Origin of the sequence: Acinetobacter larvae (genome assembly GCF_001704115.1) — a bacterium.
Classification (GTDB): Bacteria; Pseudomonadota; Gammaproteobacteria; order Pseudomonadales; family Moraxellaceae; genus Acinetobacter; species Acinetobacter larvae.
On record NZ_CP016895.1, the window covers coordinates 3,486,751 to 3,505,744 of the forward strand.

Below are 18,994 nucleotides of genomic sequence, written 5' to 3' on the forward strand. Positions count from 1 at the left end.
ACTTATTATCTCAAACTGTTAGACTATTTTAATACAAGTAGTATAAATAACGATGCTGCATTATTTAAAATATCAGTATAGTCGCAACAACGCTGTACTCGTTCAGAGCAAACAAACTCATCGCGTACACGGTCCAAGCACATGTTCACCATCGTATTTTCATCATCATGGTATTGAGGTAATTATGACGAAACGTCAGCAGATCACTAAAAAACAAACTGAACAGCTGTCATTAGATCTTATTGAAGCTCAATATGCCCTTAAAAATACCCGAGGTACCGATCAAGCCCGTGGCTTATTAATTTTGGTGGGAGGTATAGAGTTTGCGGGTAAAAGTGAGGCGATTAAACAATTACGCGAATGGGTTGATCCACGACATTTATATGTCAAAGCGGATATTCCCAATCAAATCACATCAAAAAAATTATTTTGGCAACCCTATGTACCCTTTATCCCTGCGCACGGGCAAATGATGTTGTTATTTGGCAACTGGTATACCGATTTACTGGCATCGTCTTTATATGGCGAAGAGCAAATTTCTGAACAAGACTTTGCCGAATATATTGAGCAGATGCATCATTTTGAACAATACCTACAAGCCAATGATATTGACGTGATTAAAATCTGGTTTGACCTGTCTTTAGCAACCACGCAAAAACGCTTAGAACGATTAGATCTTGCCAAGGCTTTACAACGGGTACCCAATTTTAGTTGGGCTAAATTCCCAGTATCGAATTGGCGTAATAAAAAACTCTATAACGATATTCAGAGTATTCGTAAACGCTTTACCAGCGACTGGATTATTATTGATGGCGAAGATGAAAAGCTGCGCAACTACCAGTTCGCGCAAGAAATTCTTGCCGCACTCAAAAAACCACCGCAGTTAAAACCACAAAAAATAGCCTATCAAGCCCAAGATATTCATCCACAATTAAACGCCCCCGCTAGCACATATTTAGAAAAAAAAGCCTATAAACAGCAACTCAAAAAGCTCGAGAAACAATTGGCTGAAGCGATGCGCTATGACCCACGCAATATCGTCTTATTATTTGAAGGCATGGATGCTGCGGGTAAAGGTGGCGCCATTAAGCGAATTATTAAATATCTCGATCCGCGTGAATATCAAATTCATAGTATCTCTGCACCAGAACGCCATGAACGGCAGCGTCCTTATTTATGGCGCTTCTGGGATAAGTTACGCGATGACAGTGCCATTAATATATTTGACCGTAGTTGGTATGGTCGTGTCTTGGTTGAACGTGTTGAGCATTTAATCTCAGATCAAGACTGGCAAAGGGCTTATCATGAGATCAACCGCTTTGAACATAATCTATCGCAACACAGTGCCATCGTGATTAAATTCTGGCTATCGATCTCCAAAGATGAGCAATTAAAGCGCTTTGAAAATCGTCTAAATACCCCACAGAAATATTTTAAAATCACTGATGAAGACTGGCGTAATCGTGAAAAATGGGATCAATACCTACAGGCGGCATCTGATATGCTGCACTACACCAGTACTGAACATGCACCATGGCATGTGATTGCAAGCAATGATAAATACACTGCACGCATTCAAATTTTACAAACCATTTTAGAACGTTTAAATGCTGAAGGTGAATGTCCGAAATAATCGATGAATCACATATGTAAAGCAGCACTCAAAATGCTTTATCTGTTGAATATTGCTTGCTACATTATATTTTAAACCATCAATCTTGATTTTATTTTAAAGCGACCATCATGATTGATCCGTGTAAAAATTTAAACTCAGCAAGGAGTCACCGAGTGAATATTCAATCCCTCAGTGCGATCGTATTGATTGCCCTTTGTAGTACGGCATATGCCGACGAAGAACAGTTTCGCGGTATGGGAACAGCCAATGCTGCTATTCAAGATTTTAAGCAATTAACCACTGAGGGTTATCTCAGCAATAAAGCACAAGTCCAACGTGTGGACTATAACGATATTTATAAACTACAAAAACCATTGCAGATTTTAGGGCAAGATGTAGTTTATTTAAGTGTGGAATATATGGATCAATATGTGGGCTGCTGTGTCAATGAAGGTTGGGGCGCATTACTGAAAAAAAGTGCACCACTCGATGCCATACAAAGTTATGCCAAACAGCATGAATGCTCACTCAAACCATTCGATGCCAAACAACTGGATTACTATAGTCTAAAAATTAACACGTCAGCAAAAGATGAGTATTATGAGTTGTCATGCCGAGAACGCGATATTCTCTATCATTAATTCTCTATCGTTACTATTAAACTGCTAGGCATAAAAAGAGGCTGTCTCAAAAGGCAGCCTTTTTGCTGTATAATTAAGCCATCTTAAAAAAGGATATTTAAGATGGCTATAAAGACATATCACCAAAACCAACTTCACTTAATTCCTCATAGCTTTGATGACTTGATTCCTGAGAAACACCCTGTTCGCTTAGTGAATAAAGTATTGGATCAAATTGACAGTAGCCCATTAGTAAATGCGTATGATGAATCTGGTCGACCAGGTTATCACCCACTACTCATGCTTAAAATCATGGTCTACGCTTATATGACCAATACCTATTCCTCTCGTAAAATCGAAAAAGCTCTACGTGAAAATATTAATTTCATGTGGTTAAGCAATATGACCATTATTGATCACAATACGATTAATCGCTTTAGAAATTCAAAGTTAGAGCAATGCTTTAAAGACATATTCAAACAGATCGTATTGATGTTAGCTGAAGAAGGAGTCATTACTTTAAAAGAGATTTACACAGATGGCACCAAACTTGAGGCACAAGCCAATCGCTACACCTTTGTGTGGGGTAATGCAATTAAAACCAACAAAGCTAAGATGCTTAAACAGCTAGATGAACTATGGAAGTATGCTCACCAAATCGAAGTTGGCGATCAAGAACCGAGTAAGCTTGAAATCACAGAAATATCATCGCATACGATAGATCAAGTTTTAAAAGCGATAGATGATCGTTTGAATGAACATTCGATTCAACCGGATCAAGCGACTAAAAAGAAATTAGGTGCGGTAAAAAAAAACTTTAAGAATCGACTAATAGACTACGAAGAAAAAGAAAAGATCCTTGATGGGCGCAATTCGTATAGCAAGACTGACCATGATGCAACTTTCATGCGGATGAAGGAAGACCATATGAAAAATGGTCAACTTAAGGCTGGTTATAATGTTCAAATAAGCACTGAAAATCAGGTAATTGTTAATTATAGCGTGCATCAAAATAGTAATGACTTTCCTACATTAAAGCCCCATTTAGAGCAAATGCGTGAACTTTATGGCGAAGAACAGTTTCAAGAACTTGAAGTTATTACCGCTGATGCAGGTTATGGTAGTGAGGAAAACTATCAATATTTAGAACAGCAAGGGTTATTAGCGTATATCAAATACAGCACCTTTGACTTAGAACGTCGTCAACAACGTGGTAAAAAAGCCAAACAGAATTTAAAAAATAAGCAATATCTACATTACAACGCGATTGATGACTATTATGTTTGCCCAATGGGACAACATATGACGAAGATCAAAGATAAACAAACAAAAACCAGTAGTGGATTCATTCAACATATCAGTATTTATGAGGCACAGCGATGCGAAGGATGCCCGCTTAGAAGTAGCTGCCATAAGAGCCAGGGCAATAGACGAATTGAGAGAAACCATCATTTAGAGCATTACAGGACGTTAATGTATGAACGCTTACTAAGTGAAGAAGGAATCGAAAAGCGTAAGCGACGAAGTATAGAAGTTGAACCGGTGTTTGGACATATAAAGTCGAATCGAGGCTTTAAGAGATTCACGCTTAGAGGGATGCGAAAAGTGAATTTAGAGTTTGGATTACATGCTTTAGCACACAATATGATGAAAATGGCAGCTTAAAAGGCTGCATTTTTACTTTTAGAAGTAAAAAGAGGAATAATAAAAATATTTTAAGGATCAAAAAAGAATATGGTGAAAATGAAGATGACTTAAACAAAAAGCCGCCCCATTGAGTTAATGGGACAGCCTCTTTCCGTATGTGTTTACTAGGTAAAACTCCTGTCGTACCTCACAATCCTGATGCTGGAACTTAGTATTATTGTTTTATGTTCTGGAACATCCTGTTCCTCATGTGTTTTATCTTATGGTATTCATTCAGAATGGGCTATAGCGAAAGCCCTAAATCGCTGTAGGATTTGGCTTACATTTTTGTATATATTTTATTCAAAAAAATAAGTACTTGGTAGCGATACATTTAAAATTTTCGGATCGTTTTTAGAATAGATTCATATAATGCTACCCTATCCCCTGATAGCATCCACCATGGTTTTTGTATGGTCAAGTTGAGTTTGTAGGTCACCAGGTTTAAGTTTAGATCTTTCTTTTGCGACTGTTATTCCCGAGACCTTACTATTTGGCATCTTCCAAACTTGACCTAATGTTTGGTGTTTAATATTTGAACCCATAATACTGGGTATAAAAATAATAGGACAAACATATTTTGGCGGTGTAATCACTTTACAAATGGACGGTGTTTGCGAGGGGGTGGTTTGTGAGGTAAGTTTTTGATTATTATGCTCATATGCATCGTGTTGGTATGACATCAACTCACCTTAAAACTTCTTGATTGAATTTAATATTTTTTCATAAAGAAAGTAGGCTTCTTGCTCACTAATACTAGCTGAATCCGTTTCTATATTGTCATGACCACTTTTAACTTCTAACTGTATCAATGGGTCTAAACCATTACTGGCTGTGCCGGTATGCTCCCATTTTGCATCAATACCATTGCGGCCTTTCATTGGACTCTTAATGATCCATTCTTGACCCTGTAAAGCAGGCACATTATCTTGATTTTTCTCACCTTTTCTGAGCGTTTTTAGTTTTGCAAGTGCTGTCGCACCAAAGGCTGAAGCCCTCAGATTGGTCGTGGTCCGATCAATTAAGTTTTGCAAAACTTTTGTCGTCGCTTCAGTTTCCATAGTAACTTTAACACTTGGCCATTCTTTAAACTTAAAGGTTGTCTGTTGATTACTATATTTAAATTCCTTGCCATCATCTTGAATAAAACCATTAAATATACACACCCCTGCACGATCCGGAATATCTTCATTATTGCGCGCGCTTAAGTTTTTAACGAGGTACTTTATACTGGCGATACTTTCAGCTTCATAACCCTTTCCATACCTTCCCGTTATTTTAAATAGTGTTCGTTTTGACTTATCATAAACAAAGGCAAAAACCTGTACTGCTGATCGACCTTGTGCAAAATGAGAATGTGCCCAAATGATTTTAGAAACAGTCTTACCATGCATTTCTACCTTAGTTTGATCTTTTATATAGTCATCTTCGAAAGAAGTCGATTCTTTTTCTACCCGAGCAATTTCTTCATGAAAACGATCAATCGATACTGCAAGCTCACTTTTGATCCTGAATGAATCATATTTATCCGAAGAGGTCTGATCTGTAATAATCGCTGTTTTTGGCACCTGAAAACTATACCGCCCAATACACCAATTTTTCATATGATCAAATTTATTCATTGTAAGCCCATCTGTATTCTCTATCTTATTTGCTTGCGAGCAGCCTAAAAATAGCACAGAACTCGTCGCGATGATGATCACTCTTAATAAGTTGTTCATGCTGCTTTCCTATTGGATAAAAAATTATTCACCTTTAAAATCAAGTAATTCCAAAACAGCCTTGCCGATTGCTAAGGATGTTACCTTTTCAGTTTTAGCTTCCGTATCCGTCACCCTTCTATGACTTTGCCATCTTCAGAGGGATCAATTGTCCATTATTTTGGCTAGGATCACACATCAAATGGTAAACCTTTACTTTTAGATATTTTCCCTTTGATTTTTTTAGTTATTCTCCCAGAATTTGTTTGTTCTGGTGAGTCTTCGGTAATAAAACGCTCAAACCGAGAATAATTACTGCGCACTTTCTGTATCGCTTCATCAAAATCTTTCCGGCTGGCATTTTTCTTGACTGTAATAATAAAAGAATTATATTGATCATAACGTTGCTCTATAAAATCTGCTTCTGCGGGGATATCTACCACATAACGCCCAATACAATAAGATTTATTCTCTGAAAGATTGATCCTATTATTTACCGCAGTTTGCGTTGTAATCCTATCGGTTTGACAGCCACTCATGAGTAGCGGTAATAATAAATATGCCAGCCCTCTTTTCATGCTCAAATCCTAAATAACCTGAGTTCGACATAAAAAAGTAGAAAAAAAGCCTTAATGTTTGTAACTTATTGGTTCTTAAGACAAAAGTTAAAACACAAGGCTTTTCTATGGATCATATTACCGAATTATTCTGTAAAGTGGATGATTTTTGCAAAATATTTAACGAATCTCTAGAGAAAGCTCTTATTCCTGAGCAAAATAAGCCAGTTCAAAAGTCAGCTTTAAGTTTATCTGAGATCATGACAATTGTTATCTTATTTCACCAATCAGGTTTTAGATTCTTTAAATATTTTTACTGCCACATGGTCATCCCTTTTTGGAAATCAGCATTTCCTAAGCTGCTGAGCTATAATCGTTTTATTGAAATCATGCCACGTTGTTTACAAGCTTTGAGTAGCTTTTTTCATCAGGTTAAAGGAACTGATACAGGAATTAGTATTATTGATTCAACCAAACTTGTAGTTTGTCATAATCTTAGAATTAAAAGAAACCGCGTATTTAAAGGCTTAGCGAATCGTGGAAAAAGTAGTACTGGGTGGTTCTATGGTTTTAAATTACACGTGGTTATCAATAACTTAGGTGAAATTATTAATATTAAAGTAACATCAGGGAATATCCATGATATTGCTGTACTAGAGTCTTTAACCAAAGAATTAAAAGGCATTTTATTAGGAGATAAAGGCTATTTAAGCAAAGCTAAGACAGAGGCTTTAGCAGCAAGAGGATTAAAAATATTGACTCCATCACGTAAGAATATGAAAAACAAGCCACTCCGAACTGAAGAAGAAAAACAATTGCTTGGCAGAAGAGGATTAATAGAAACGGTGAATGATCAGTTAAAAAACTTACATCAACTTGACCATTCGCGTCATCGTTCTGTGAATAATTTCATGGTAAATATTATGGCTGCTGTAGTGGCTTATTGTTTAAATCCGAATAAGCCAACTTTCAAAAATATGCTGAAAGGTTGAACGTTTTTCATCGAATTCAGGTTAAATATATTTCATTGTTATAGGGCTGCAACAGACGATAAATAAATCATTTCTATTGGGGAAATTAAAATTTTCGGATCGATTGAATGATGGACTCATAAAGGTCGCTCTAACCATTTTTAAAATGATTTTTATATCAAATTCAAGCTATTTACACAGATTTATTTCAACCACAACCTAAACTATAACCTGAGTTCGACATAAAAAAGTAGAAAAAAAGCCTTAATGTTTGTAACTTATTGGTTCTTAAGACAAAAGTTAAAACACAAGGCTTTTCTATGGATCATATTACCGAATTATTCTGTAAAGTGGATGATTTTTGCAAAATATTTAACGAATCTCTAGAGAAAGCTCTTATTCCTGAGCAAAATAAGCCAGTTCAAAAGTCAGCTTTAAGTTTATCTGAGATCATGACAATTGTTATCTTATTTCACCAATCAGGTTTTAGATTCTTTAAATATTTTTACTGCCATATGGTCATCCCTTTTTGGAAATCAGCATTTCCTAAGCTGCTGAGCTATAATCGTTTTATTGAAATCATGCCACGTTGTTTACAAGCTTTGAGTAGCTTTTTTCATCAGGTTAAAGGAACTGATACAGGAATTAGTATTATTGATTCAACCAAACTTGTAGTTTGTCATAATCTTAGAATTAAAAGAAACCGCGTATTTAAAGGCTTAGCGAATCGTGGAAAAAGTAGTACTGGGTGGTTCTATGGTTTTAAATTACACGTGGTTATCAATAACTTAGGTGAAATTATTAATATTAAATTAACATCAGGGAATATCCATGATATTGCTGTACTAGGGTCTTTAACCAAAGAATTAAAAGGCATTTTATTAGGAGATAAAGGTTATTTAAGCAAAGCTAAGACAGAGGCTTTAGCAGCAAGAGGATTAAAAATATTGACTCCATCACGTAAGAATATGAAAAACAAGCCACTCCGAACTGAAGAAGAAAAACAATTGCTTGGCAGAAGAGGATTAATAGAAACGGTGAATGATCAGTTAAAAAACTTACATCAACTTGACCATTCGCGTCATCGTTCTGTGAATAATTTCATGGTAAATATTATGGCTGCTGTAGTGGCTTATTGTTTAAATCCGAATAAGCCAACTTTCAAAAATATGCTGAAAGGTTGAACGTTTTTCATCGAACTCAGGTTAAACTATAGACTATCTATATTTAGGTTGAATATTATTTTCTTTGATAATTTTCACAATAGAATAAAGTACAGATCGTTTGACATGTAAATCTTTGCATGCACCCTGATGATCAAAACCAGTCATTTGGAATACTTGTTTAACACCGTTCTGCTTAAGTGGCCCACGACCAGATTGATAAGGTACAGTACCATCGCCTGGTGCATCTTGAGAAGATATTTTAAAAGTTCCAAGTTTCCCGCTCTGTAACCTGATGTATCTTAACCCATTATTTTCTTTTACATTGGCTTTTATGTAATACTTTGCATCTAGCCCCATTTTCATCGCCTCTTCTGCAATGCCCTTATTATGGATTTCTATTTCTTTGGCGCTTACACGTGGTAACCTCTTTATTTGCTCAGCTGTTAGACCTCCCAATGCATAGTCCAAGGTCCATGTCAATGCACCAAAACTCATATATTTATGATCATGACAATAACTCACATAGCTATGTGGATGATATTTCTTTGCAATGATTGAATGGAACTGTCTAACTTTATCTATTTTTTGTTTATAAATCTCCTTTACTTGCTTATCTGGATTATCATTTTTAATAAGTTTGGCAGGGTCAATGAGTTCTTCTTTGACCATTTCCCACCACACTTTATCTGATTTATAGATCTGCTCATAAGGATCGATTTCTCCTCTTGCATTTTTACTGGGCAGATGTGTTTGTACCAATTGGTTTTTTTCATTATGTCCTTGTAAGGTTAACCATGGTTTACGACTATTGTATTCGGCATTGGGGAGTAACTCTAAACCACCTGGTGCATTGGCCAATACGGCCGTGACATGCTCAGCATCCTTCCCCAATACAAAAGATGTAATCCAATTGACAACGCCTCCGCCTTCATAAGATCCCGAAACAATTCGGCGATAGGTTGCGGGTGCACCATCAGCAGGCATTACCGTATGTGCGATCCCTGCGATATCACCACCACAGAGCTGGGATAATCTACGTGCAACCAAACCGCCCATGGAATGAGTCACCAGAATAAATTTATGGAACCGCGCACCATATTCAGCTTTTATGGCTTGCATTTTTTTGAGAATAATCAGAGCAGAATCTTCATTGGACTGCAACCAGTTATAGCCCATGCCATATACAGGGAAATTAAATTTTTTGAGATGTTCAATTTCTGCTGCAGACGTCGCTTGAAAGCTTTCTATAGCATGCCAGCGGCTTATTTCCTTTTGATCAAGCAAGCTTTTCCATTCATGAATCATCTCTTGCTGTTTCGTGTGCTGCCTTGTACGATGCATACCTGCAATCCCCCCAGGACCAGGACTCAGTGGTTTTGCATCCAAACTCACTTGATTGAAGGCTAGCTGCAAGTAGGTCAAAATATCGCCATAACTATCCCAATGCACAGTGCCCCAATAACGTTTCCTTAAAGTTGACTCATCCAGTTTAAGTCTTGGATCAACGACGATATCCCCTGAAGCATCCACCATGGTTTTTATATGGTCAAGTTGAGTTTGTAGGTCACCAGGTTTAAGTTTAGATCTTTCTTTTGCGACTGTTATTCCCGAGACCTTACTATTTGGCATCTTCCAAACTTCACCTAATGTTTGGTGTTTAATATTTGAACCCATAATACCTGGTATAAAAATAATAGGAATCGTATCTAGCTTAGGTACTTCAACCAGTGTTGCTACCCGATGAGTACTTGGTGAAGTGGCCGAATGTGCAGTGATAAGTGTTTTATCCGTATTAGTGCTCATTCTTATGCACCTCATTATTCGGTGAAAACTCTATACTGTTCAACATAAAATTATATAAATCAACAACTTTTTTTTGACTCACCAATGCATCACCAAAACCTTTATTGTCCATTTTATTACTACTTTCCAAATGAAAAGCAATTAAAGGGCGCCGTGGATCATCCAACTCCCCTAAATACTGCCAATCCATCAGCTCAAACCCACGCTGAAAAGGTTTTCTTAAAGCGGTATTGGCACTATACTCCTCGCCCAAGAAGCCATTGATATTTTTCTCACCAATATAAATTTCTGTATCTTTAGATAAAACTTTCACCTCAAGAGGCAAGTTCTCTGTATTTTTTTTAACCATGGCGATATAGGGAGCATCTGATTCGTATCTTCCGCGATTTTCAATACGCGCCCGAACCTCAGGGTATGAGGGGAAGGTCAATAAAACCGTGTTGCTAAAATGCCTATAAGCACGCATATCATCTTGAATAAATAGATCGTTCCAACAAATCCCTGCGCGCTCTTCATGTTTTTTTCTCACCTTAATTTGGGCAAGGTTATACATCATCCTCTTAATTGAATTATCTAAAAGATCATTACTTGCCCCACTTTTTAAGACAATCAATTGCTTAGGGCCAAGATATAAATATCCATAGACCTCATAAATAGATTTAACAAATACACCATCACGATAAACGATAATATGACTTATCGAGCCTTGATTTCCATTTACAGGTCCAGACATTTCTGATTTTAGTAGTACACCTTCTGTTTCATGTGGCTCGTGTTTTAAATATTGAATCTTATCTGCAATATATTTTTGATAATCCTGATAAGATTTGACCTCTTGCTCGATTTCAAAATCACTGCCATTATAATTTAATGACCCATATACCACTTCGGTTTCTTTTGGAACTTTAAGGTTTAATCGACCAACACAGACTGTTTTCGGGTTGCTATAATCCATCGTCTCAATTCCTGACTGTTCTTTATTCGGTGCGGAGCAAGCTGTTGCTGAGCATGCTGCCATCATGTAAATAAAAAGTATTTTCCATCGTTTCATTTATATTTACCTTATTCTTCAGGCGGAAGGACTTCAATTTTGAGGGCATGCATCATATCTTTAGCACAAACTTCAGTTTTACCTTCTTCATCAGAAATACCTTCAAATATTTGACCATCTTCGGCTGTAATTCGATACTTTAAATTTTTTGCAGGTTCACCATCTGGATAATGCAATATAAAATGCTCATCATATTGCGCTTTTAGCTCTGGCATTGCTGGTAATTGTGTTGATAGGCTTGCCCCAGCCATCGTTTTAATCTGACCCGCTTTGAGTTCCATTAAACCAGGGCAGGCAATTTCAATATTGCCATCTTGGATTTTTATATAGCCACCACCGGATGTCAGTAAAATCCCTTTACCACTTTCTATCCGCACAAAATCATTCAGCGCATAAACATGCATCTGTTGTTTAGATGATAATGTCATTGTTCCTTTTTGTGCACTGATATCGATATTGCCTTCACCAGACTTAATCTTTATTCCTGCATGTTTTGCAAAAATAGTTATTTTGTCTAACGCTTGAGCAATCCAACTTTTAGCTGAAAAAAATTGTAAATTTCTGGATGTACTCACATCAACATTTTGTTTTGAGCTAAGCTGCATGCTTTCTTTACTATTTAAAATCATTTCAGATTCACTATGCAGCGTCAGTAAAGCATCGCTATTTTCATGCCAGTTTTCAAATTTCTGATTTAATGTTTGCTGCGCGGTTAAATCCGGTACATCAACATCATGTGCTTCTGCTATTTCTTTAAAATATTGATTACTATCCACATGAAATTTTATGTTCTCTTGTGTATTGAAGCGTGCTAACTGTGCCCCTTGCGCATTCGATGCATCTTCAGTGGTAATCAAAATCCCTTTGGGCGCACGGATCCCACCCCATGCATCCGTCCTCAACTCAAAGCCTTCGCCACGCCCCTCACTTTCTGCTTGTTCTTTGGGGTGGCTGAGATTGCCTAGATTGAGCTGTGTTGCTGCATGACTACTGTGCAATTGGGCACTGATTTGCCCCGTGGTATCATCAAAACGTAACTGGTTATAGCCCTCGCCACCCACCTCTTTGGAACGTATACCACTGAGTTTTTTGGTATCGGGCAATTGCCCCTTGAGGTCAAACTTGGTCGGCGAACGCTGAGCCTCATGAATACGCCCCGTCACAAAAGGTCGGTCAATATTGCCATCAAAAAAATCTATCACCACGATTTCATCTTTACGTGGTAAAAAGCGCGCGCCGTAGCCCTCACCTGCCCATGGCGTCAAGACATCAACCCATGCTGAGTCGGTATCATTGTCATTGCTCCCCGCACCACCATCATGTTGATGATCATCGCTACGGGTAAAGAGAAAGCGAACTTTAATCCTTCCCCATTCATCGACATAAATTTCTTCACCATCACTCACCACCTTGGCACGTTGCACATGTGCAGTCGGTCGGTGTAACAGCGGATCGTACGCTGGCACCATATCTATGCTACGACGAATCAAATTCAATTGATTGGCTTGGCGTTCTTGCTCACTGTCTTGACTATTTTTCCAATGGCTTAACGTGAGTAATCTTTCAATGTGCTGCTGAATATCTTTGGGTAAATTATTTTGATTATAAAAATGCTTGGCGAGAATCAAAAATTCCTTGTCCGAAGCTTGATGGTTTTTTTCTAACTCAGGATGATCCTGTAACTGGAACCAATATCCAACTTGACTATCACGCACACTGCTATACGCCGTAAAATATTTTGATTGCAGTGCTTGATATTGATTTAATTGTTTATTCAGTTTATCCAGCTGAGTTGACCCTGCGGCAGTCGCTTGATCATGACCATTTAAATCACCAATCCATGCTGGAGAAAGACTCCAAGCCTGCTCTAAACTCAAACTTTGATTATCATATTGGCTACTGTGTTTATGTGGATTCAATACCGAGCCACTAGCATCATCTTGACTTAAATAATTTGCCTGCCAACGCTGTAAATGAATCGCAGTCGGTTGTAATTGGCGCTGAGCAATCAGGCTACTGATGCTATCCAATTGCTCGGTCGCATTGGAGCGATGATAGCGTACCACTTGCCGCGTTAAGGCTTTAAACTGTGCATTGTCATCAATGAGTCTAAGCCTTTGCGGCGCAATCTCAGTATTATGGCTACTTACAATATAATCTGACTCATCCACCAACCAATTTATTCCCTCTTCCCGCATGAGTCGCGTGAGGTAGGTATAATCACTTTCATTAGATTGCATTGAAAAAGGGCGGATATCATAATCTTTACTTAAACCACTGCTATCGAGTTTTAGACTGGATGCAAATAAAGCGCTTTTGCTTTGCCATTCTTTAAAAATAACTTCAATAATCTCTACAGCGCTTTTATTCATAAAAACACGGCTATTGCGGCGTTTATGCCACAAGCTGGTCGCATCTTCTAAAACCAAACGGTATAGCGTTAAAGCACCATCACTTTGTCCTTGACTAGCACCTGTAATAATCCCTGTTGTCCGATATAGCTTTCTACTGTCTGTAACTTGATCGACGGCAACCTGGCAGCCTATAAATTTTTTTAACTCAAGATAGGGATTATTCGATAAACAAATTAACTCAGCAGAAAGCCCATCATTCACAGCATGATAACCATCGATACGCTGTAACATCACCTGTTGGTTGAGCTCTGCATTAGAAAATTGAATATGAATTGCCCTATTTTGTATGCCCAAACCGAGCTTACTCAATATGGCAGAAATATTATTTATCACTGTTATTATGACCTTATTTTGATCAAAAAAGAGTAGCAAAGATCTCTAAGCTACTCAAACTTTATTTAAATAATGTATTTTAAATAGGTGAAAATTAGAAATTTCTAAAATAGAAAATTCAATAATATATTTAATATTATCAATAATTTATATAATAGAATATTTATTTACAATTTTATAACTTAGATCTAACTGTTAAGTGAAATTTAAAATAATCTATCTAATCAACCAAACTGAACAATCAAAATAAAATTGACAGATGCTGATAAATTTACAGGGTTAAGCGAATACCATCTTTTCAGCTGATGACCGATCATCATAGACGGGCTAAAACTTAAAGTACGCCATAAACCCATTTAAATAGGTTTATGGCGCTTCAATTTTGAGGTATCTATCTCTAAGCTTTAAAATCATTAACAATGCAAATAGCAGTAGTATTTGCATTGTCTTCAAAATTTCAAGCCATTAATGTTGTGACCAGATCTTTATACCCGCAATATTTTCAGCTTCATAAGTCTTATGCTATATACCTTTAACATATGCCTTTAGTTTTAAAAATGCAGGTTTTAGCTAATCACAGATATTTCTCTAGATTTTAACTATACTCAATCATCTGCATGCTCTGCGGTCAAATATTGCATATGGAAGCGTATATGTTCTTCAATAAAACTCGCAATAAAATAATAGCTATGATCATAGCCCTCACGCATATTAAGCCTCATCGGATAATCTTGTTCTCTACAAACATCAACTAAAAGCGTAGATTTTAATTGCTCTTGTAGAAAATTATCGACTGTGCCTTGATCGATTAATATCGGTGTCTGCGCTGTGCATGAGGGGATTAATTCAACCGCATCGTATTGAGACCATAAAGCCTGATCATCACCCAAATAAGCGGTAAATGCCTTTTTCCCCCACGGCACTTGGCTCGGTGCCACAATGGGTGCAAATGCTGAAATACTGGCATAACGTGTCGGATTTCTTAAGCCAATCACCAATGCACCATGCCCTCCCATTGAATGCCCAAAAATACTTTGTCGACCATTGCTCGGGAAATGGGCATCAATCACAGCGGGTAATTCATGCACAATATAATCATACATCTGGAAGTGCTGTGACCACGGTGCTTGCGTTGCATTCAAATAAAACCCAGCACCTTGACCCAGATCATAGGCTGCATCATCGGCAACAGTCTCGCCCCGTGGGCTGGTATCTGGTGCCACCAAAATAACCTTATGCTCAGCAGCATATTTTTGTGCACCAGCCTTGGTGATAAAGTTTTGCTCATTACAGGTCAAACCCGATAACCAATACAATACCGGCATCCGCTCAGCAGATGCATAAGGTGGGACATAGACTGAAAAATTCATGGCGCATTGTAAAACATCAGATTGATGTTGATAGACCGCCTGCCAGCCATCAAAGCTGCGATGTTGTTCAATACATTGCATAGTTTTTCCTTTTGATCTGCATTGAAGATATAAGCTAGTTCAACGGGATGAACTTATTGTTCATCAAAATGGATCACCGTGCGAATAGACTCACCGCGGTGCATCAATTCAAAAGCATCATTAATTTTATCTAAAGGCATGGTATGCGTTACGAAAGGTTTGAGTTGGATTTTGCCTTGCATGGCATCTTCTACCATTGCAGGCAATTGTGAGCGACCTTTTACCCCACCAAATGCGGTGCCTTTCCAAGTCCGTCCAGTCACCAACTGGAATGGGCGTGTTGAGATTTCCTGACCAGCACCCGCAACACCAATAATCACCGATTGCCCCCAACCACGATGTGCACATTCCAGCGCAGCACGCATGACATTGACATTGCCAATGCATTCAAAAGAATGGTCTACACCCCAGCCTGTAAGCTCGACAATGACTTCTTGAATGGGTTGATCAAAATCTTTAGGGTTTAAACAGTCAGTCGCTCCAAATTGTTTGGCCAATTCAAACTTGGCTGGATTGGTATCAATCACAATAATCCGTCCAGCTTGTGCCTGACGCGCCCCTTGTACCACCGCTAAACCAATTCCGCCTAAACCAAAAACAGCCACACTATCACCAGGCTGAACTTTGGCGGTATTGTGCACCGCACCAATGCCAGTCGTCACCCCACAGCCCAACAAACAAACATGTTCATGGTTGGCTTCTGGGTTAATTTTAGCCAAGGAAACTTCAGCAACCACGGTATATTCACTAAAAGTTGAACAGCCCATATAGTGGTAAATCGGTTGACCATGATAAGAGAAGCGAGTCGTTCCATCTGGCATCACGCCTTTGCCTTGAGTCGCACGTACCGCAGTACATAAGTTGGTTTTACCAGACTGACAAAATAAACATTCACCACATTCTGCAGTATAAAGTGGAATCACATGATCACCCGGCTTCAGACTGGTTACGCCTGCACCCACTTCAACCACAACACCAGCACCTTCATGCCCCAAGATGGCTGGAAATACGCCTTCTGGATCATCACCCGATAAGGTAAAAGCATCAGTATGACAAACCCCAGTATGGCTAATTTTTACCAGCACCTCTCCCGGTTGTGGTGCTGCCACATCAACTTCAACAATTTGTAAGGGCTGTCCTGGACCAAAAGCAACGGCGGCACGTGATTTCATCGGGTTAACTCCAAGATAAAATATAAAAAATTTTAGCCAAAAAAATGGGCTGCAATCCGTAGGATAACAGCCCAGTTGAAAAGGGTTAAGTCAAATCTCAGCGCTTGTCATTTTTTTCTACAGCATTTTCTGCCGTTTGCGACAAATATTTATGCGCATTCGGTTTAACCCAAAGGGCATAGGCAATACTCAGCAAGAGTAGCCAAGCAAATCCAACATAAATCGCCGGTCGACTATCTTCAAAATAACCAATAATCACAAAAATAAAGACTAAAAAGGCGATCGCAAAAATTGGCGCAATTGGCCAAGCAATCATAGGGAATTCTAGTGCTTTAACTTCTGCGGCACTCATCTGACGTCGCATCGCAACATGCGATAGTAAAATCATTAACCACACCCAAACCGTGGCAAAAGTCGCAATCGAGGCAATAATCAAAAAGACTTGTTCTGGAATGTAGTAGTTTAAAATGACCCCCACCAACAGTACCAAAGCCATTACTACCACAGTCATCCACGGCACACCACGTTTGGAAACTTTACTGAAAATTTGTGAAGCTTGCCCCCGATTCGCCATCCCATAAAGCATACGCCCCGCACCAAAAACATCACTATTGATGGCAGATACAGCAGCGGTAATCACCACGATATTTAAGATCGTCGCAGCATAACCAATGCCTAAATCTTCAAAGATGCGTACAAAAGGGCTGCCACTACTGCCAATTTGATTCCATGGGAAAATGGACATCAATACCAATAAAGTCAGTACATAAAATAATAAGATACGAAAAGGTACCGTATTGATGGCACCTGGGATAGAACGTTTTGGGTCTTGGCTTTCGCCCGCGGTAATCCCAATGATTTCGATGCCACCGAAGGCAAAAACCACCACGGCAAAACACGCAACAAAACCAGCAATGCCATTGGGCATAAAGCCTTCATGAATCCATAAGTTTTGTAAACCCGGTTCAAAACCGATGGCATTGCCTTGGAAACCATAGAACATCAAACCAAAACCGCCAACAATCATTGCCACAATGGCCGTCACTTTCACAATCGACAACCAAAACTCTAGCTCCCCAAAAACTTTGACATGGATCAAGTTAATGGCACCGAGAAATAATATCAGTGATAAAATCCAAATCCAGCGCGGGACATCGGGATACCAGAATCCCATATAGATCCCAAAGGCGGTTACATCGGCTAAGGCCACAATGACCATTTCAAATACATAAGTCCAACCCGTGGTAAAACCAGCCCAAGGACCAATATACTGAGTTGCATAATGACTAAATGAACCTGTAACAGGCTGCCGTACTGCCATTTCACCTAATGCACGCATCACGATATAAATCGCGATACCTGCAATTACATAGGCCAGCAATACCGATGGCCCTGCCTTTTGAATGGCCGACGCCGAGCCATAAAACAACCCAGTACCGATTGCCGAACCTAATGCCAAAAAACGGATATGACGGGTATTTAACCCCCGTTTTAATGTACTTTCGGACATAAATATTTCAATCCTTGCCTAAATGAATGATGCCGATCCGACAATTGATTTTTTGCAGCCGACATTTTTACACAGGACTGTAGGCGCAGAAGCAAATTTATGCAATCGTTGGATGACTAAAATTTCAAATCAGTCAGTCATTCTGGCGTAGATATTTTCTTAAGATATGCTAGAACAGCAATATTTTTAATGATTTATAGCATGAATGTGCGAGAAAAATAGCAGTGACCTTATATGTCACGATTGAGAACAAATACCCCCTGTTGATCACGTGCCAATACCATAACGCCATTTTGCCCAGCATCAAAGCAAAGCTCTATTTGCCACTGACTGGGCTGAAACCAAGCAAAATTGCTCTGATAATGCACATCACCGGCAAGATCGGTAGGTCTCGCCAACTGCAATAACCAACCCTTAGGACAATAGCTCTGTTGACCCGCAATGTTTAACTGCACATCTTCAGCCAGCTCTAGCACTAAATCATGATGTACAGCAAAAGCACGACTTTGTATTCCAGCAATCTTGATCGCTTGCTTAAAGCGCACGCTTTGCAGCCCAAGACGTGGATCATCCTTTAGGCTTTCGAGCGGAAAATCAACGCTACCATCGCGATTAATCCAACTTCCCTGCGGAATCACGATTTCACCAAAAGTTATATCCTGAGAAAGTTGCTGTATTTGTTGTGCTTGAATCTTGCGCTCCGCTTGATCTGAGCGATAGTTCTGATACAGCATACTGAGCGATGTACTCACAGCAAGTAACGGTAAAATACTACTTAGAGCTAAAAGGACCAGCACTGTCCGTTTACGAACATTACTAAAATGTTTATGTCGAGTGTACCAATAGCCGCATAGGGCAAAAAACACAGTAAGATCAAGTAATAGCAATAAAATTACAATAAAAGCACCAGCGCCAGCACCATATCCCAAGCCCATATTCGTCTTT

15 protein-coding genes are annotated in these 18,994 nt (G+C 38.7%); 5 read left to right on the forward strand and 10 right to left on the reverse strand.

Features of this window, described 5'->3' with window-relative positions:
- Positions 1 to 181: 181 nt before the first annotated feature.
- The 3 genes from BFG52_RS15450 (at position 182) to BFG52_RS15460 (ending at position 3,900) form a co-directional block, all read left to right on the forward strand.
- The gene (locus BFG52_RS15450) at positions 182 to 1,633 is read left to right on the forward strand and encodes a phosphate--AMP phosphotransferase (protein ID WP_067559643.1); all 1,452 of its coding nucleotides are present in this window, start codon (positions 182 to 184) and stop codon (positions 1,631 to 1,633) included.
- 155 nt (positions 1,634 to 1,788) lie between these two features.
- Positions 1,789 to 2,256, forward strand: coding sequence for a hypothetical protein (locus tag BFG52_RS15455; protein ID WP_081408722.1), 468 nt, complete (start codon positions 1,789 to 1,791; stop codon positions 2,254 to 2,256).
- A gap of 102 nt (positions 2,257 to 2,358) precedes the next feature.
- The gene (locus BFG52_RS15460; protein WP_067552400.1) at positions 2,359 to 3,900 is read left to right on the forward strand and encodes an IS1182 family transposase; all 1,542 of its coding nucleotides are present in this window, start codon (positions 2,359 to 2,361) and stop codon (positions 3,898 to 3,900) included.
- A 401-nt stretch (positions 3,901 to 4,301) separates the two neighbouring features.
- On the opposite strand, the gene BFG52_RS15465 is transcribed toward BFG52_RS15460, so the two are convergent.
- From BFG52_RS15465 to BFG52_RS15475, 3 genes are all read right to left on the reverse strand, one after another.
- Entirely contained in the window at positions 4,302 to 4,604 is a 303-nt protein-coding gene (locus BFG52_RS15465; protein WP_067558249.1) for a hypothetical protein, read from the reverse strand.
- A 9-nt stretch (positions 4,605 to 4,613) separates the two neighbouring features.
- Positions 4,614 to 5,642: a T6SS immunity protein Tli4 family protein gene (locus tag BFG52_RS15470; protein WP_067558252.1), complete on the reverse strand. Its 1,029-nt coding sequence runs from the start codon at positions 5,640 to 5,642 to the stop codon at positions 4,614 to 4,616.
- A 170-nt stretch (positions 5,643 to 5,812) separates the two neighbouring features.
- Complete coding sequence (locus BFG52_RS15475; protein ID WP_067558255.1) at positions 5,813 to 6,199, reverse strand: hypothetical protein; 387 nt, start codon at positions 6,197 to 6,199, stop codon at positions 5,813 to 5,815.
- Positions 6,200 to 6,306: 107 nt separating this feature from the next.
- Between BFG52_RS15475 and BFG52_RS15480 the strand changes: the two genes are divergently transcribed.
- Together BFG52_RS15480 and BFG52_RS15485 are read left to right on the forward strand one after the other, a co-directional pair.
- Positions 6,307 to 7,170: an IS982 family transposase gene (locus BFG52_RS15480; protein ID WP_067554000.1), complete on the forward strand. Its 864-nt coding sequence runs from the start codon at positions 6,307 to 6,309 to the stop codon at positions 7,168 to 7,170.
- Between the two features lie 299 nt (positions 7,171 to 7,469).
- A complete protein-coding gene (locus tag BFG52_RS15485) occupies positions 7,470 to 8,333 on the forward strand; it encodes an IS982 family transposase (protein ID WP_067558258.1) in 864 nt (287 codons plus the stop codon).
- 33 nt (positions 8,334 to 8,366) lie between these two features.
- Here BFG52_RS15485 and BFG52_RS15490 read toward each other — a convergent pair whose 3' ends face one another.
- From BFG52_RS15490 to BFG52_RS15520, 7 genes are all read right to left on the reverse strand, one after another.
- Complete coding sequence (locus tag BFG52_RS15490) at positions 8,367 to 10,118, reverse strand: esterase/lipase family protein (RefSeq protein WP_067558262.1); 1,752 nt, start codon at positions 10,116 to 10,118, stop codon at positions 8,367 to 8,369.
- Positions 10,108 to 11,169 carry a T6SS immunity protein Tli4 family protein gene (locus BFG52_RS15495; RefSeq protein WP_067558265.1) on the reverse strand — a complete coding sequence of 354 codons (1,062 nt, stop codon included), beginning with the start codon at positions 11,167 to 11,169 and terminating at the stop codon, positions 10,108 to 10,110. Before BFG52_RS15495 ends, BFG52_RS15490 begins: the two co-directional genes overlap by 11 nt.
- Before the next feature lie 11 nt (positions 11,170 to 11,180).
- Positions 11,181 to 13,916: a type VI secretion system Vgr family protein gene (locus BFG52_RS15500; RefSeq protein ID WP_067558269.1), complete on the reverse strand. Its 2,736-nt coding sequence runs from the start codon at positions 13,914 to 13,916 to the stop codon at positions 11,181 to 11,183.
- Between the two features lie 605 nt (positions 13,917 to 14,521).
- On the reverse strand, positions 14,522 to 15,367 hold the full coding sequence (gene fghA, locus BFG52_RS15505; RefSeq protein WP_067558272.1) for an S-formylglutathione hydrolase: 846 nt from the start codon (positions 15,365 to 15,367) through the stop codon (positions 14,522 to 14,524).
- A 53-nt stretch (positions 15,368 to 15,420) separates the two neighbouring features.
- On the reverse strand, positions 15,421 to 16,539 hold the full coding sequence (locus BFG52_RS15510; RefSeq protein ID WP_067558275.1) for an S-(hydroxymethyl)glutathione dehydrogenase/class III alcohol dehydrogenase: 1,119 nt from the start codon (positions 16,537 to 16,539) through the stop codon (positions 15,421 to 15,423).
- A gap of 97 nt (positions 16,540 to 16,636) precedes the next feature.
- Positions 16,637 to 18,049, reverse strand: a complete 1,413-nt coding sequence (locus BFG52_RS15515) for an amino acid permease (RefSeq protein WP_067558277.1) — start codon at positions 18,047 to 18,049, stop codon at positions 16,637 to 16,639.
- A gap of 230 nt (positions 18,050 to 18,279) precedes the next feature.
- Positions 18,280 to 18,984, reverse strand: coding sequence for a hypothetical protein (locus BFG52_RS15520; protein WP_067558281.1), 705 nt, complete (start codon positions 18,982 to 18,984; stop codon positions 18,280 to 18,282).
- Positions 18,985 to 18,994 lie beyond the last annotated feature (10 nt).